At 75.0% G+C, this 15729-nt stretch carries 11 protein-coding genes; all 11 read left to right on the top strand.

Annotated elements, in window-relative coordinates; genetic code table 11:
• The first annotated feature begins 459 nt into the window (after positions 1–459).
• The 11 genes from FHX40_RS21495 (at position 460) to FHX40_RS21450 (ending at position 15685) form a co-directional block, all read left to right on the top strand.
• Entirely contained in the window at positions 460–2505 is a 2046-nt protein-coding gene (locus FHX40_RS21495) for a hypothetical protein (RefSeq protein ID WP_142261289.1), read from the top strand.
• Positions 2498–4468, top strand: coding sequence for a TOMM precursor leader peptide-binding protein (locus FHX40_RS21490; protein WP_142261288.1), 1971 nt, complete (start codon positions 2498–2500; stop codon positions 4466–4468). Before FHX40_RS21495 ends, FHX40_RS21490 begins: the two co-directional genes overlap by 8 nt.
• Before the next feature lie 28 nt (positions 4469–4496).
• Positions 4497–6092 (top strand): SagB family peptide dehydrogenase, encoded by a 1596-nt coding sequence (locus FHX40_RS21485; RefSeq protein ID WP_142261287.1) that lies wholly within the window; start codon positions 4497–4499, stop codon positions 6090–6092.
• 56 nt (positions 6093–6148) lie between these two features.
• Entirely contained in the window at positions 6149–6322 is a 174-nt protein-coding gene (locus FHX40_RS25255) for a thiomuracin/GE37468 family thiazolyl RiPP peptide (protein WP_170198919.1), read from the top strand.
• Between the two features lie 79 nt (positions 6323–6401).
• Positions 6402–9008 (top strand): lantibiotic dehydratase family protein, encoded by a 2607-nt coding sequence (locus FHX40_RS21480; RefSeq protein WP_142261286.1) that lies wholly within the window; start codon positions 6402–6404, stop codon positions 9006–9008.
• Entirely contained in the window at positions 9005–9985 is a 981-nt protein-coding gene (locus tag FHX40_RS21475; RefSeq protein WP_170198918.1) for a lantibiotic dehydratase C-terminal domain-containing protein, read from the top strand. The genes FHX40_RS21480 and FHX40_RS21475 overlap by 4 nt, the downstream gene beginning before the upstream one ends.
• Positions 9982–11112: a thiopeptide maturation pyridine synthase gene (locus tag FHX40_RS21470; RefSeq protein ID WP_170198917.1), complete on the top strand. Its 1131-nt coding sequence runs from the start codon at positions 9982–9984 to the stop codon at positions 11110–11112. The genes FHX40_RS21475 and FHX40_RS21470 overlap by 4 nt, the downstream gene beginning before the upstream one ends.
• 406 nt (positions 11113–11518) lie before the next feature.
• A complete protein-coding gene (locus FHX40_RS21465; protein ID WP_211350348.1) occupies positions 11519–12232 on the top strand; it encodes an HAD family hydrolase in 714 nt (237 codons plus the stop codon).
• Positions 12233–12336: 104 nt separating this feature from the next.
• Positions 12337–12918, top strand: coding sequence for an ABC transporter permease (locus FHX40_RS21460; protein ID WP_170198916.1), 582 nt, complete (start codon positions 12337–12339; stop codon positions 12916–12918).
• Positions 12919–13196: 278 nt separating this feature from the next.
• On the top strand, positions 13197–14567 hold the full coding sequence (locus FHX40_RS21455; RefSeq protein WP_142261282.1) for a hypothetical protein: 1371 nt from the start codon (positions 13197–13199) through the stop codon (positions 14565–14567).
• Positions 14564–15685, top strand: coding sequence for an ARPP-2 domain-containing protein (locus FHX40_RS21450; protein ID WP_142261281.1), 1122 nt, complete (start codon positions 14564–14566; stop codon positions 15683–15685). Before FHX40_RS21455 ends, FHX40_RS21450 begins: the two co-directional genes overlap by 4 nt.
• Positions 15686–15729 lie beyond the last annotated feature (44 nt).

The raw sequence follows: 15729 nt of genomic DNA, 5'->3' as shown, positions 1-15729 counted from the left end.
CCCGGATCCAGCGGCGGTGCCCCCGCACAGGGGCCCGCCATGGGCGGTGGTGGGGACACATGTTCCCGCTCGCGTATGTGTTCGTCCGGCGATGCCTTTCACGGAACGCAGCGGGAAAAGGGTTTGATCAGGTCGTGTTTTTTGGTGGATCCGCAATATCGGCGGAGGGATTGAAAGTTTCAGGTCGAGATCGTGACGTCCTGCTTATCGCAGGCGTCGGATCGCCTCGGCTTTCACTCGATCGTATTTCGATGATCAGCTGAGAAGGTTGTTCCGGTTCGTCTGATCAGGGCGGCTGAACTGCGCAAACGCCTTGATTCGACGGGCGTTTCATTTCCGTGGCGGCCGGCCGGCGGAGAAAAAGGGTGTTTACGCCATGGACACACCTCGTTTACACTCCGGCGTATGGGAGCGCTCCCACGAGATGTGTGGTCAATGCGCCCACGGTTGCGGGAAGACGTGCGTTTCGTGGAATCCCCGGACGGCGCGTACATTCACGGCGACCATGGGACGTGCACGCTGCGCGGAAACCAGGCGTTCGCCTTGCTCAGCAGGCTGGCGCCGGCCCTCGACGGTCGCCGTACCCTCGCCGAGCTCACCGCCGGGCTGTCGGAGGACCGGCGGGACATCGTCGAGCGCCTGATCCGGAGCCTCGCCGAGCTGCGCTTCGTCGTCGACAACCGCGGCTCGCGCCCGCACGGTCTGACCGCGGCCGAGCGTGACGTGTACGCCGACGAGATCTCCTTCATCGGGTACGCGCACGACTCACCCGAGTGGCGGTTCGAGCGGTTGCGGCGGGCACGCGCCGTGCTGGTCGGCGAAGGCCCGCTGCTCGCCGCGGTGCTGGAGGCGTGTGTGAGGTCCGGCTGGAAGCGGCTGCGGGTCCTCACCACCGGCACCACGTCCGGCGGCGGGGACGCCGTGGCGCTCCGCGACGTCGTGGAGCGGGCCCGCCGGGACCCGGAACAGGCCGTCCGCATCGAGGCCGCGGACGACCCGGCCGCCGCCGGGCTCGACGCCATCGCCGACCGGCCCGACCTGGTGCTGCAGATCGCCCGGGATCCCGCGGACCTGATCGCGACGGCCCGGGCGTGCCGCGAGGCCGACGTGCCGCTCGGGCAGGCGCTCGTCCGGCCCGCCGAGGTGTGGCTGACCGCCGTGGGGCCGATCGCGCGGACCGAGGCCGAGTCCGGCTGGCGGCGGCTCGGCGCGCTCCCGCACGCCACCTCGGCGCACACCGGCGAGGACTGGCTGATCGGGCCCGTCCCCGCCGTGGTCGCCGCCATGCTCGCCCTCGCCGCGTTCTCCCACCTCACCGGCATGGACTCCGCCGATCCGGAGGACCGGTACGGCACGGCCGTACCCGGCCGGCCGGACCACGCGGCGAACGCCGTGCCGCACCCGCCGGCGGCCGTGCCGTACGCGAGCCCGGCGGGAGCGCCGCCCGGTGACGGTGCCGGGCCCGCGCTCACCAGGGTCGACCTGCGCAACCTCGACACCTTCCGGCACCGGTTCCTCCCGCATCCCGGCGCGGATCACCGGTCATGCCCCGGCCACACGCCCGAGGACGTGTGCGCGGCCGTGGACGCGCTGGCGGCCGCCGTGCCGATCGGCCGCGACCGGCTCCTGGAGCGCACGGGCGAGATCGTCGACGCCCGGCTCGGCCTGCTCGGCCTGCTCGACGAGCAGGACCTCGCGCAGACCCCGCTCGCGGTGTGCCGCGCCACCGTCTCCGACCCGTTCGGCGTCCTGCCCGGCTGGGCGCCGCCACCGGAGGTCGTCGGCTGGGGCGAGGACCGGCCCACGGCGCGGGCGCGCTGCCTGCTCGCCGCGCTCGCCACGTACGGCGCCCTCGCCGCCCACGGCGCCCGCACCGCCGCGGCCGCGGACATGGTGTGGGGGGTCGAGGTGCCGACCGGACGGCCGCGGGCGGTTCCCATCGGCGTGCTGGGGCCGGTCGGGACCCGCTACCGGGCCCCGGCCGGGGTGGCGGCCGGGCTGAGCTGGGCGGAGGCCGTGGCCGCCGGGCTGCGCGCCCACTGCGAGGCCCACCTCGCCGCGCTCGACCCGGACGACCTGCCCGTCGTGCAACCACCGTCCGGCCACCTGGGGCGGCAGCTCGAGCTGACGGGCGAGGCCGTCGAGGTCCGGGACGCCACCGCGGCGCTGGGCGTGCCCGCCTTCCGTTTCGGGGTGCCCGGCCGCCCGGCCGTCGTGTCGGCCGCCGCGACCCACGCCGCCGCCCTGCTCGACGGGCGGGAACGGGTCCTGCTCGGCTGGCAGGCCCGCACCACCGGGCAGCTCGCGTACGCCGACCCCGGCCCGACCCGCTTCCCCGGGCACGCCGCGGGCGACCCGCCGCCGGACGACCCGTACGGCGTGCGGCTCATGGCCGAGGCGCTGCGCGCGACCGGACGCGTCCCGGTGGCGATACCGCTCGACCACGACCCCGAACTCGCCCGGCTGCTGCCGTTCCTCGTCCAGGTGGTGCTCGCCGATGACTGACGTGCTCGCCGCTCCCCGTGGGCCGGTCGCCGTGCTCGGCTCCGGCAGGCTGCACGCGGCCATCCGGTCGGCCCTGGCCCGCACCGGCCGCCCGGTGGCGACGGCCGCGCACGACGGCGTCACCGCGCTCGTGCTCGCCTGCGACGCCGACGACACCCGCGGGTACGGCGAGGCCCGCCGCCGGGCCGCCGAGCTGCGGGTGCCGTGGCTGCCGGTGCGGGTGGAGGGCGGCTGCGTGCTGGTCGGCCCCGCGGTGCGCCCGGGCACGCCCGGCTGCCCCACCTGCGCCGAGCGGCGGCGTGCGGCGAACCGCCCGGACGCGCCTGGCCGGGACGAGCTGCGCAGGCGGTACGGCCACGAGCTGGCGTCGCGGCCGTCGCGCCTGGTCACGCCGGTGCTCGCCGCGGCCGTGGGGGTGCTGGTCGCCGGCGAGGTGGACCGGCTGCGGCATGACCCCGCCTCGGCCCGCTCGGCGGGCGCGCTGCTGCGGCTGGCCGTACCGACCGCGACGGTCCGCCGCCACCCCGTGCTCGCCGACCCGCTGTGCCCCGACTGCGGGTCCCGGCCGGACGACCACCCGGAGGCGAGCCGCCCGTTGCCGGTCTCGGCCCGCAAGCCCCACCCGGCCGTCTTCCGCGTCGGCGACATCGCGCCCCGGGCCGCGGAGCTGGAGCGGATGTTCGTGGACGCCGAGACCGGGTTCGTGCAGGGCGTGGCCTCCGACACCCGGGGCGGCACCCCGATGGCGGTCGCCCGGCTCGCCCCGGCGCGCACCGTCGACGAGAGCCACCACGGGTACGGCCGCAGCGACGACTTCGCCGCGGCGCGGGCCACCGCGATCGTCGAGGCGCTGGAGCGCGTCGCCGGCATCCATCCCCGCGGCCGCCGCACCGTGGTGCGCGCGCCGTACGCCGACGTGGCCGGCCACGCCCTCGACCCGCGCACCCTCGGCCTCTACCCGGACGACCGGTACGACCTGCCCGGTTTCTGGTTCACCCGGTTCCACCCGGAGAAGGAGACCTCCTGGGTGTGGGGGTACTCCTTCCGGCGGGACGCGCCCGTGCTCGTGCCGGAGTGCTTCGTCTACTACGGCCCGCGCCCCGAGGGCGACCGCGGGTTCGCCTACGAGTGCTCCAACGGCTGCGCGATCGGCGGCACCCCGGTCGAGGCGATCCTGCACGGGCTGCTGGAGGTCGCGGAACGGGACGCGTTCCTCACCGCCTGGTACGCGCGCCTGCCCATCCCCAGGGTGGACCTCGGCTCGGCCGCCGACCGGCGCATCCCGCTCGCGGCCGAACGCATCCGGCACCGGTACGGCTACGAGGTGGCGGCGTTCGTCGCCACCCTCGAGCAGGGGCTGCCGGTGTTCTGGGTGATCGCCGTCGACCGGACCGGCGGGCCCGGCCGCCCCAAGGCGGTCTGCGCGAGCGGGGCCCACCTGTCCCCGGAACGCGCGCTGCGCCGGGCGATCCACGACCTGGGCCCCGCCCTGGAAGGCCAGCTCGAACGGTACGACGAGGCCGCGGCGGCCCGCCTGCTGGCCGACTCCGACCGGGTACGGCGGCTGGAGGACCACCCCATGCTGTACTGCCATCCGGACGCGTTCGAACGGCTGGCGTTCCTGCCGTTCGACGGCCCGGCCCGCACGCTCGCCGAGATCACCGCGGAGTTCGCCTGGCCCGCGCACGACGACCTCGGCGCCGACCTCGCCGAGCTCGTCGGCCGGTACCTCGCGAGCGGCCTCGACGTGATCACCGTGGACACCACCTCGCCCGAGGCCAGGGCGGTCGGGCTCGCCTCGGCCAAGGTGCTCGTGCCGGGCGCGATGCCGATGACCTTCGGGCACCGGCATCGCCGTACCCACGGCCTGCCACGCCTGCTGTCGCTGCCCCGGCTGCTCGGGTACCGCGACGCCGACCTGCGGCCCGACGAGCTCAACCCGTTCCCGCACCCCTTCTCCTGACGACCCCTTCGACCGGCGAGAGACCCGCATGCACCACGCCGCCACAGCAGCCGCCGCCACCGTGCCCGGCGAGGCCACCCGCCGCTACCTCGCCGCACTGCGCGACCGGGGGCCGCTCACGATCGACCGGAGTACCGCGCCGACCCGCCACAAGCGCTACCCCGGCGCGCCCCGCATCGTGCTGCCCTGGCCCACGTCCCCGGACCGCACCGGCCTGTCCGCGGTCGGCGAGCTGCTGCGCGAGCTGCTCGGCGTGGCCCGGCTCATCTGGTTCCACCAGGTCGATGACACCGGCCGTCCGGTGGGCGGGCCTCCCGTCCTGCTGCTCGGCCGCCCGGCCCCGTCCGGGGGCGCCCTCTACCCGATCGAGGCGTACCTCGCCGTCGGCGGGCCGGAGACGGCGGGGCTCTACCACTACGACCCCGTGCACCACCTGCTGGAGCGGGTGCGCGACGGCGACCACCGCGCGGCCCTCGCCGGGATCCCGGACGTCGCCCCCGCGGTACGGCCGGACGTGGTGCTCGTGCTCTCCGCGGTGTTCTGGCGGTCGATGTTCAAGTACGGCGACCTCGGCTACCGGCTGGTCTGCCAGGAGACGGGGGTGCTGCTCGCCCAGGCCCTCGCCGTCGGCGAGCGGCTCGGCATGACCGGCGAGATCCGGCTGCGGTTCGCCGACCCGCGCCTGGACCGGCTGCTCGGGCTCGACGGCAGGCGCGAGGGGGCGCTCGCCGTACTCGTCCTCGAGCTTCCGGACGGGCCCGTCCGTCCCGGCCGGCCCGTCGATCCCGGTGATCCGCCTCCCGCCGTGCCGGAGAGCACGCCCGCGCCGAGGCGCATGCCCCCCGGCGGGGCGGCCGCCGCGCTGCACGAGGCCACCCGGAACGCCGCGCCCCCGACCCGGGAGGTGCCCGGGGCCACCTCGCCGGGCGGCGCGCCCGCGGCCCGCGAGGCCACGGAGTTCGCCCTGCCGCCCGCACCCGCGGTACGGCTCGCCGACGGGGTGCCGTACCGCGCCTCGCCCCCGGTCGGCTTCCGGCCGGTGCCCCTCGCGGCGGACACGCTCGCGGCCGTGCTCGCCGCGGCCGCCGGGCCGTACCCCTCCGACCTCGCCCGCGACGCGCCGGCGACCGAGCTCTACCTGCTGGCGCTGCGGGTGGGCGGCCTGCGACCCGGCGCCTACCGCTACGACCGGGAGCGCCGGGTGCTGTGCCGGGTGGCGGGGGAGTCCGCGGTCGCCGGCGTCCTCGGCGGGCGGCTGCTCCCGAACACCCGGATCGCGCTGCCGGGCGCCGCCGCGGCCCTGATCCCGGCGGGCGACCCGCTGGCGGGCGTACCGCGGCACGGCGACCGCTGGTACCGCATGCAGCAGATCGAGACCGGCCTGCTCCTCCAGCGCGCGACCCTCGCCGCCGCGGCCCTCGGCCTGACCGCCCGCATCCACTCGGACGGGGCGAACGAGACCACCGACCGCGTGCTCGGCCTCGCCGGAACGTCCCGGCGAAGCCTGTCCTTCCTGTGCATCGGCACGCCACGAGCCGGCGGGCCCGCGCTGGCCCGCCCCATTCCCGCCGGACCACGGAAAGGAGGTGGTCACCCGCAGATCACGTACGGCCGGCAGTGCTGACGACGCATCACCACTCCCACACCGACGCAAGGAACAGCGAAAGGAGAGAAAGACAGATGGCCGAGAACCTGTTCGACCTCGACGGCCTGAAGGTGGACTCCATCGAGGTGCTGTCCGCCGACTCCATCGTGGCCGAGGGCCACGGCCTCATCGAGACGGGCGCTTCCTCCTACAGCCCGTACTGCTCCTCCTACATGCAGGCCTGCAGCTGCTGGGCCCCGGAGCAGTGATCGCTCGATGAGTCCGGCCGGAGGCACCCGGTGCAGGGGTGCCTCCGGCCTCCCGGCGACCCGCGTGAGGAGCGCGTCCATGACCCACGTAACGCCGGCCGTCCCCGCCGGGGCGGCCTCCCCCTCACCGCGGCCCGCGGATCGAGGATACGTCGTCGCGCCCGCCTTCGCCGTCCGCGTGGCCGCCCTGCCGGTCGAGGTGCTGGAGCGGCTGCGCGCCACCCGCACCTGGGAGATCGTCGACGAGCTCGCCGAGACCACGGCGTGGCTGGAGCGGGAGGGCACCGAGCTCTCCGACCTGCTGTACGGCGTCATCGGCGAGGTCGGCGGCGACCCCGCGCGGGCCGGGCTGAAGCCCGCCCTCGTCGCGCTGCGGCGCGCGGTGTTCACCGGCAGGCGACCCGACCGCCGGGCGCTGTCGGCCGAGGTGCTGGGGGCGCTTCCCACCGGGCTCGCCGTACGCGTCCGGTCGTGGGCGGCCCGCCGGGACCGGCAGGCCGCGCTGCGGGCCGCCCTGCCGGACGTGCTCGCCGCCGAGACGCGGGAGAAGATCGCGCTGCTGCGGGAGGCGACCGGCGCGGACGTCTTCCGGCTCGGCCTCGAACAGAGCAGCCCGGTGCTCGCCGAACGGCTGCGCCAGGGGCGGATCGGGCGGCAGGAACGGCTCGCGCTCGCCCGATACCTCGCCAGAGCGACCGTCAAGACCAGCCCGTACGCGACGTTCACGCTCAGCGGCTTCGGCCGCTGGACGGACTCGGGGCCCGCGGTGCAACCGGCCGAGGAGCTGAGCTGGACCGGCGACGCCGACCTCGACCGGGCGGTGCTCCAGCCGATGTGGGCGGCGCTCGCCCGGTTGCCGCAGGTCGTGGCGCGGGCGCGGCTGCGCGTCAACCCCACCGCCGTCGACGACGGGGAACGCGTCTGGTTCCTCGGGCCCGGGGGCGCCGAGCAGCTCCGCAGCGTGCCCGCCGCCCCGGAGGTGCGCCGGGCCCTGGCCTGGGTGCGCACCCACCCCTGCCCCACCGTCGGCGCCGCGCCCGCGCTGCTGCCGCTCGTTCGCGCCGGGCTGCTGGAGCCGCTTCCGCCGTACGAGGAGCAGTCCGCCGACCCGGTGGGCGAGCTCGCCGCATGGCTCGCCGCCGGGCCCGGCGGCGACGCGCCGCGGCTCGCGGCGGTGGGCAGGCTCGCCGCGGCGCTGCGGGACGACCGGCTGCGCCGCGACCAGCGGCGGCTGATCGAGACCGTGCGCCGGGCGCTGGAGGACGTGTTCGCCCCGGCGAAACGCGACCAGCCCTGGCTGCCGGACAAGAACCTGTGCACCCGCACGGCCGTGCTCACCCACCAGGCCGGGCGGTGCGCCCTGCCGGAGTGGCGGCCCGCGCTCGACGACCTCGACGTGGTGCGCCGCCTGCTCGGCCTGTTCGACCCGGACCTCCCCGTCAAGATCGCCGCCACCGCGTTCTTCCTCGACCGGTACGGCGCCGCCGCGCGCGTGCCCGTCCTCGACCTCTACCGCGAGCTTCACACCGGTGCCCCCGGCGCGGGCGGCGCCCTGCTGCGCGCGCTGCTCGGCGACCCGCTCGCGGTCCCGGACGCCGCGTTCACCGCCGAGGCCCTCCCGCGGCTGCGGGAGCTGGCGGCGCTCCGCCGCGACTTCTGGGCGGCGACCGGGGCGGGCCCGGACGCGCGGGACGAGGTGGTCCGCGTCGATCCGGACCGGCTCGCCGCGCTCGCCGCCTCGTGGCCGGGGTACATCCGGCCGCCCGGCTCGGTGTCCTGCTTCGTCCAGCCGCTGCCCGGCCCGGACGGCCTGCGCCTGGTGCTCAACACCGTCCTGGCCGGGTACGGCCGCGGGCTCTCCCGGCTGCACCGCCTCGCCGGGCCGTACGCCCCGCCCTTGGCCGACCTGCGCGCGGGCCGCGGCGAGGTGCTGGTGGCCGAGTGCCGGGGCATGCTGGGCGGCGGGATCAACCTGCGGTCGGCGACGGCCGACCGCGCCCTGGCGTACCCGTTCACCGGGGACCGCGACGCCGCGGCCGGACTGCCCGTGCTCTCGCCGGCCGATCTCACCGTCACCTGCGACGGCGACCGGCTCGTGCTGCGCGACCCGGACGGCCGTCCGGTGCTCCCGGTCCATCTGGGCATGTCGGCCCAGCACTGGCTGCCGCCGGGGCTGCAGTTCCTGATCCGGGCGTTCGGCGAGCCGGCCACGGCGATGGTGCCCGGCTGGGTGTTCCGCACCGGGGGCAACCTGCCGGAACCGGGTGTGGTGGAGCGCTGGCCCCGCCTCGACGTGGGCCGGGTCACACTCGCCCGCGCGTGCCTGCGGCTGCGCGCGGCCGAGGTCCCCACGCCGGGCAGGGGCGAGGACGACGCCGCGTACCTGCCCAGGCTGGCGGCCTGGCTGGCGCGGCACGGCGTCCCCCGCCGGTTCTTCGCCCGCGTCGTCGGGCTCGGCGACGGCCTCGGCATGGGCCTGCTCGGCAAGGGACGCAAACCGATGTACGTGGACGTGACCGACCCGTTCCTGCTCACCGGCTTCCTGCGCGAGCTGCGGGATCCCGACGCGCTCGTGGTGCTGGAGGAGGCCCTGCCCGATCCCGCCGGCGCACCCCGGTACGGCGGGCACGGCAGGCGCGTCACCGAGTACCTGGTCCAGCTGACCGTTCGGGAGCCGCAACGGTGACCGCCGCCGGGCCGCGCGGGTGGGTGAGCGCCCACCTGTTCCACTACGGCGACCTGGACGCGCTGATCGGCGCGGTGGTCGCGCCCGTGGTACGGGCCGTGGGTGCGCGGGAGCACTTCTTCCTGCGCTACTGGGAGGGCGGCCAGCACGTCCGGCTGCGCATCAGGCCACCCGGCGCCGGCGAGCGCGCACGCGTCCGCGACCTGATCGACCGTACGGCGGCGGCCTACTTCGCCGAGCACCCGTCCAGCCCGCCCATCGACGCCGACACCTACCGCGCGTTCGCCGCGGTGGTCGCCCGCGGGGAACGCCTGGAGCGCTACGACGACCGGCTGCACCCCACCGACTCGGTCGAGTACATCGCCTACCGGCCCGAACACTCCGCCTACGGCGACGACGCCTGCATCGCCGCCGTGGAGCGCCACTTCACCGACTCCAGCGTGCTCGCGCTCCGCGTCCTCGGCGCGGGCACACCGCCGGGCCGCCGCGCGGCGATCGGCCTCGCCGCGCTCACCCTCACCCTCGCGGTGTGCGAGCCCGACCTGGCGGCCGCCGCCACCCGGCTCGCCGCCGCCGAGGACCCCGGCGGATGGCCCGGCGAGGACGACTACCGGCGCCGGCGGGACGCCCTGCGCGAACAGACCCGCGGCCTGTGGGACCTGGCCGGCCGCGCGACGGCCGGGGCGGACGGCGGCGCGGACGTGCTCGCCGCGTGGTGCGTGTCCATGCGCGAGCTGCGCGACACGCTCGACCCGCTGCACGCCGCGGGCCGATGCCGCCCGTCGAACCCCGGATCGCCCCACGTGTTCCTGGCGATGGCGCTGCCCCAGCGACGGCGGACCGTGCCCGCGATCCTGCTGCGCTGCGCGCACCTGTTCCACAACCGGCTGGGGCTGACCCTCGACGTCGAGCGTCACCTCTCTTACCTGCTCGCCCGCACCCTCGTCGACCTCGCGGACCCTGGGAGGCAACCGTGACCACCCCGCACCGTCCCGGCCCGGCGACGGCCTGGCACTGCGTGCACGTCTACTACCACGCGGACCAGGACCCCCTGCTGCTCGACGCGGTCCGGCCGCTGTTCGACGAGATCCGCGACAGCGTGGCGGCGGCGTACGTGCTGCGGCACTGGCGGCAGGGGCCGCACCTGCGGATCAACGTCCGGGCCGAGCGCTCGGTCTGGGAGGACCGGGTACGGCCCCGCGTCTACGAGGTGATCGGCGCGTACCTGCGCGACCACCCCTCGACGGCGCGGCTCGACCCCGAACAGAGCCTGCCCCGGCACCGGCTGCTCGCGCTGCGGGAGCAGGAGCACGGCCCGCTCACCCCGTGGCCGCCCGACAACTCCATCTGTGACATGCCGTTCGACTCGCGCCGGCACGTGCTCGGCAGCGACGCGGCCGTGGAGCTGCTCACCTCGTTCTACAGCGACTCCACGCCGCTGCTGTTCGCCATGCTCGACCACGTGCGCGCCGGACGGGACACCAAGCCGGACCTGGCGATGAGCCTCATGCTCACCGTGGCGCACACCTCCCGCCCCATCACCCAGAGCTTCGTCTCCTTCCGCTCGCACTCCGAGGGCTACCTCACCTGGGCCGCCGACCCGCCCGCGGCCCGTGCCGCGTTCGACCGCCACTACGAGGAGCGGCGGGAGGCGTACACCGCGCGGGTACGGGACGTGATCGGCACGCTCGACGACCCGGCCCGCCCCGCCGCGCCGTTCGTGCGCGAGTGGGCGGCCCTGCTCGCGGAGTATCGCCACCGCGCGGGCGCGCTCATCGAGCGCGGCGAACTGGTCCAGCCGATGCCCAGGCCGGAGCCGTCCCCGCCGCGGCTCGGCGACATCCCCGTACCGTCGCGCGAGCCCGGCGAGCTCCACCGTCTCATCTTCAACAGCCCCGCCTACCGGCGGGACGTCTTCGAGCATCCCGACTTCCTGCGCTACCGGGTGCTGCTCAACTACACCTACCTCCACCTCACCCGCCTGGGACTGACCCCGCTCGAGCGGTTCCGCCTGTGCCACGTCATCGCGAACGCCGTTGAGGAGGTCTACGGGGTGTCGGCGATCGACCTGATCCGGCGTTCGATCGCCGCACTCGAGGCGTGATCGGCGGCGCACCGGGTCCGTGGTGAGGCAGCGGTCATTCCGGCCCGGCGCCTTGCCACCGGAGAGCCCATCGGGCCGGGCGGTGGCCGCGCGGAACCGGGCGAGCGGGGCGTGGCAGAGATCTCGTTCGCGTCGGCGGGCCGCGCCGGATCGGGTGCGGCGACCCCGAGCCGGCGTGATCTTCACGCGGGGCGGGATGCCGGGGAGCCCGGCCGCGTCCGTGGCGGTGGGATCGGCCCGAGGGGGTTTACGCACGGAAGGAAACCCGCGGACCATGAAGATCCACGCCATCGGTCCCTCGGCCGCCGCCGGGCACGCATCTCCATCCGCGCCCCGCGGCGGGCGGGAACGGCCCTCGGCGGGTGAGCGTTGGTCCACGCGATCTGGTCACGGAAAGGCGGATGCCTTGGGCGCCAACCGGCTCGTGCTCTGGGACATCGACCACACGTTGATCGAGACGGGAGGCGTGGGACGGGAGGTGTTCGCCGCGGCGTTCCACGCGGTGACGGGAACGCCGATGGTGCGCATGACGACGGCCGCAGGCAAGACCGAGCTGGCGTTCTTCCGCGAGACGCTGGAGCTGCACGGCCTTTCGCCGGCGCGGTTCTCGTTCGCACGGTTCGCGCGGCTCATGGCGTGCGGCTACCACGAGCGGTCGCACGATCTGCTGGCGTGTGGCCGGGTCCTTCCGGGTGCGGTCGGCGCGCTTCGGGCGCTGGCCCGGGTACCGGGGATCGCCCAGTCCGTGCTGACCGGCAACGCCAGGCCCACGACCGAGGCGAAGCTGAAGATCTTCGGCCTCGACCGCCACGTCGACCTCGACATCGGAGCCTACGGGGACGACGACGCCGTACGGGCGGCCCTCGTGCCGATCGCGCAGCGCCGGGCGGGCCGCAAACTCGGGCAGGCGTTCTCCCGGGACTCGACCCTGCTCATTGGCGACACCCCGGCGGACGTGATCGCCGGACGGGACGGCGGGGCGAGGGTGATCGCCGTCGCGTCGGGAGAAAGCGGTCTCGCCGATCTCAAGGAGGCCGGAGCCGATGTCGTGCTGCGCGACCTCACCGACACCGGCGCGCTGCTCGACGCGATCCACACGCTGTTGCCCACATCTGCCTGAGCGGATCGGCCGGCCTCGCCGAGGCGTGCGCCACCCTCGCCGGGCACGCGGTCGCCGCCCGGCCGTACATCCGCCCTGGGGCCCGATTCCTCCCGCGGATATGTGTGAAGACGGTGTTCACGGTCCGCCGGGAACAGCACATCCACAAGCGGCTGCGGGTCGGCGGCGTCGCCGTCGGCGCCGTGCTCGCGGCCGTGTGCGCCCCCACCCTGGCCTTCGTCCTCATCGTGACCGTCGTGCTCTGCGCCATCGGCGTCGCGGCGGCCGGTGTGTACCCCGCGGCACCGGAACTGCTCCTGCTCGCCGGGATCCTGGCGTCGATCACCATGTCCCTGCTCGGCGTCTGGATCACCCGCTTCGCGAGGACCGCCGAGAGCATTCAGCTCATCGGTTTCATCCCGCTGTTCCTCCTGGTCTTCGGCAGCGGGGCGATGATCCCGCTGGAGTTCATGGCGGACCGGTTCGCCCAGGTGGTCTGGTTCAGCCCGCTCGCGCCCCTGGTGGACCTGTTCCGGGCCGCGTACTTCGGCGCCGACTTCTTCGGCGGCCGGGTGACCCAGGTGCCGCCGCTCGACCGTCTGGAACTCTGGACGGCCGCCCTCCCGGCCCTCGGCGTATCCCTGGCCTGGGCGCTCATCTCCTGCCACCTGGTGCGGTCCGTGCCCTGGACGGCCCGCCGTACCTGAGTCCGGAGACGCCGACCGGTACGGCCCGCCGTGCCGGCCCCGGGCACCTGGTGATCATGTGCGGCCGTTGGTCGCAATGATGAGCATGATTGCCAGGGCGCCGTGCTTTTCCACGGAGCCGGCGGAAATTCGGGTCGCGTGTCCGGAAAATCCCCTGCTATGGTCGGCGTTCGGGTCGGCCGCGGGACTTCGGCGCGACTTCCGGATCACGTCTTGGAGCGACGGCTTCGCAGTTCGCGCCCCCATTCCCCGGTCGGCCGCCTCCCCCGGAAGGACCGATGGACCGGCGCGTCGACCTGATCGAATGCGAGGACGTGCTGCTGTTCGCCAACGCGGCGATCACGTCCACCGGGCAGCGCGAATTCCGCGACTCCCGGCAGCGGCAGCGGCTTTCGCTGGAGTTCCTCCACGCCTACGTCCACGGAAACTATCCGGACGTCTACGCCGCGATGCTCGCGCTGGACATCAACGAGCACAACGCGGCGCTCATCATCTTCAACCTGCTCAAGGAACGGACACCGGCCGACGGGCGGCTGATCGCCCGGCGGCTCGCCCGGATGAGCCCGCCCCGCGTCTACCGGCTGTTCAGGCGGCTGCGCGACGCCGGGGTCAACAACCGGCGCACCCGGGCGATCATCCGCGACTGGCTGGCCGCCCGCCCCGACCTCGCCCACGACGCGGTCAAGTACCGCTCCGGCCTCAAGGCCGCGGTACGGCACGCCCACCTGCGCCTCGACGGCGAGCTCGGCGACTTCCTGTTCGCCCCGCACCGCCGGGGCCGGTACGCGCACCCGCTGCTGGAGGCGTGGCGGCGGGCCCACTACGACAGGTCGGCCCTGTACGAGCTGCCGTACCCGGTCGCCGAGGGCTTCGCCGCGCGGCACGGCATCCCGCGGGCGGAGTTCCTCGAACGCATCGCCCCCAGGCTGACCGCGCTGGAGAGCCTGCGGCTGCGCGAGTCGGCCGCGGCGCACGGCGTGGCCACCGGGGCCGACCTGGCCAGGATGCCGCTCGTCCGGCTCGCCTCGTACGCGCTGTCCCGGCCCGTGGCGGAGCGCCGCGGGCTCGAGGCCGCGCTGCGCGCCGCGGCGGCCCGGGTGGCGGGCGCCCGCGCGGGCCTGTGGGGGTACGTCGTCGCCGTGCTCGACGACAGCTTCTCCTCGTACGGCTCGCCGGTTAAGCGCCGCCGCCCGCTCGCGGTCGCGCTCGCCTGCCACTACCTGCTCGAGGCGCTGGCCTCCGCGTACGAGGGCCTGTGGCTGTCGGGGACCACCGAGCCGATCGGGGTACGCCCGGTCGGGCCGACCCCGCTCGGCCGGCGCATCCTCGACGCCCTGGAACGGCGCCCGGACCGGCTCGTCATCGTCTCCGACGGCTGGGACAACGCCCCGCCCGGCCTCGCCGCCGAGGTGCTGCGGGTGTGGCGGCGCCGCTTCGACCCGATGGAGGAGGTCGAGATCGTGCACCTGAACCCGGTGTTCGACGCCGAGGAGTACGAGGTGCGCCGGCTGTCCCCGCTCGTGCCCACGGTCGGCATCCGCGACGCCGAGGACCTGCCCGCCCTGGTGGAGCTCGCCGCGTTCGCGCAGGGCCGTACCGGACTGTCCGAGCTGCGCGCCTACCTGCTGGAAAGGGCGGCGACGGGATGATCGACCTCACCGGGCTGTACACCCGCCCCGCGCAGACCTGGGGCGCGCTGCGCCTCGTGCCGCTGGTCCGCCCCAAGCCCATCCGCGACCTGCGGCTCAGCCCACTCGTCTACGGCGACGACGAGCCGTCCGTGGTGACCCTGCCGGACAAGACGCTCTACATCGCCTACATCCCGCACGCGTTCGTCGCGTCCTGGACCGGCGACGGCACCCCCGCCGCCGCGTACGGCACCCAGTTCGAGCAGCGGCCCGCGCAGGCCGTTCCCATCCGGTTCCGCCGCATGGCCCGGCGCATCGACACCAACCGGCTGCGGTTCCTCCCCCTGCACCTGGCGTTGGAGGGCTACCTCGCCCTCCACTTCGGCGGCCCGGCCATCGCCTGGGAGGAGTGGACCAGGTACGCGGTGACCCGCGGCCTGTCCCCGCGCGCCGAGGCGGCGTACCGCGGCGAGCTGATCCCCGACCTCGAGGAGGCGCTGCGGGTCTTCGAGATCCACCCCGGCCAGTGCGGCCTGCTGCTCTACGCCGGCGACACCCTCGCCGCCGCCTTCGTCGTCCCCCACCCGGAGGACTACCGCATCCTCCACCCGACCCTCATCCACGACCTGTACGGCGAGCTCGTCTACCAGTACGCCCGCCTCTACCCGGCCCGGGACTGGCCGCTGACCATCGACGAGACCCGGCTCGTGTCACTGACCCACCTGCGCAACGAGGTCGCCCGCCTCGAACGCGAATGGGCCGAGTTCCATGACACCGTCATGGCCGCCGACCTGCTCCGCTCCCCGCACCACGAGCAGGTCGTCCACCGCATGGGCCGCTACACCCTCCGCCGCTTCCTCCCGTCCTTCGAGCGCCACCGCGAAAACCACATCGGCGAGCTGATCACCGACGAGTCCGGCCACCTCGCCTACCTCAAAACCTTCCGCCTCTCCGAGTCCCAGACCCGCCGCGGCCACCTCCTCACCACCCTCGCCTACCACGACTGGCACCTCCCGGCCACGGCTCTCGGCATCTCCGTGGAGGAACTGGGCCGTCGCCTGGAACGGGCCGGATTCGGCTACCTGCTCCGGGCGGAGATCCTCGGCGCCTACCGCAAGGGTTCCTCCAGATCAGTCTGAGCGGCGGGATTTCACGGACTTCCCCCTGACGATGGAGCCGGTCC

It is taken from the genome of Thermopolyspora flexuosa, assembly GCF_006716785.1.
Taxonomy (GTDB): domain Bacteria; phylum Actinomycetota; class Actinomycetes; order Streptosporangiales; family Streptosporangiaceae; genus Thermopolyspora; species Thermopolyspora flexuosa.
Note: the sequence above shows the minus strand (reverse complement) of the source record. Positions and strands in the feature narration are given on the sequence as shown.

Bases quoted from the DNA above. Each gene is read 5' to 3' on its own strand.
- FHX40_RS21480 (WP_142261286.1), top strand. From the start codon at position 6,402: ATGACCCACGTAACGCCGGCCGTCCCCGCCGGGGCGGCCTCCCCCTCA.
- FHX40_RS25255 (WP_170198919.1), top strand. From the start codon at position 6,149: ATGGCCGAGAACCTGTTCGACCTCGACGGCCTGAAGGTGGACTCCATC.
- FHX40_RS21490 (WP_142261288.1), top strand. From the start codon at position 2,498: ATGACTGACGTGCTCGCCGCTCCCCGTGGGCCGGTCGCCGTGCTCGGC.
- FHX40_RS21485 (WP_142261287.1), top strand. From the start codon at position 4,497: ATGCACCACGCCGCCACAGCAGCCGCCGCCACCGTGCCCGGCGAGGCC.
- FHX40_RS21450 (WP_142261281.1), top strand. From the start codon at position 14,564: ATGATCGACCTCACCGGGCTGTACACCCGCCCCGCGCAGACCTGGGGC.
- FHX40_RS21455 (WP_142261282.1), top strand. From the start codon at position 13,197: ATGGACCGGCGCGTCGACCTGATCGAATGCGAGGACGTGCTGCTGTTC.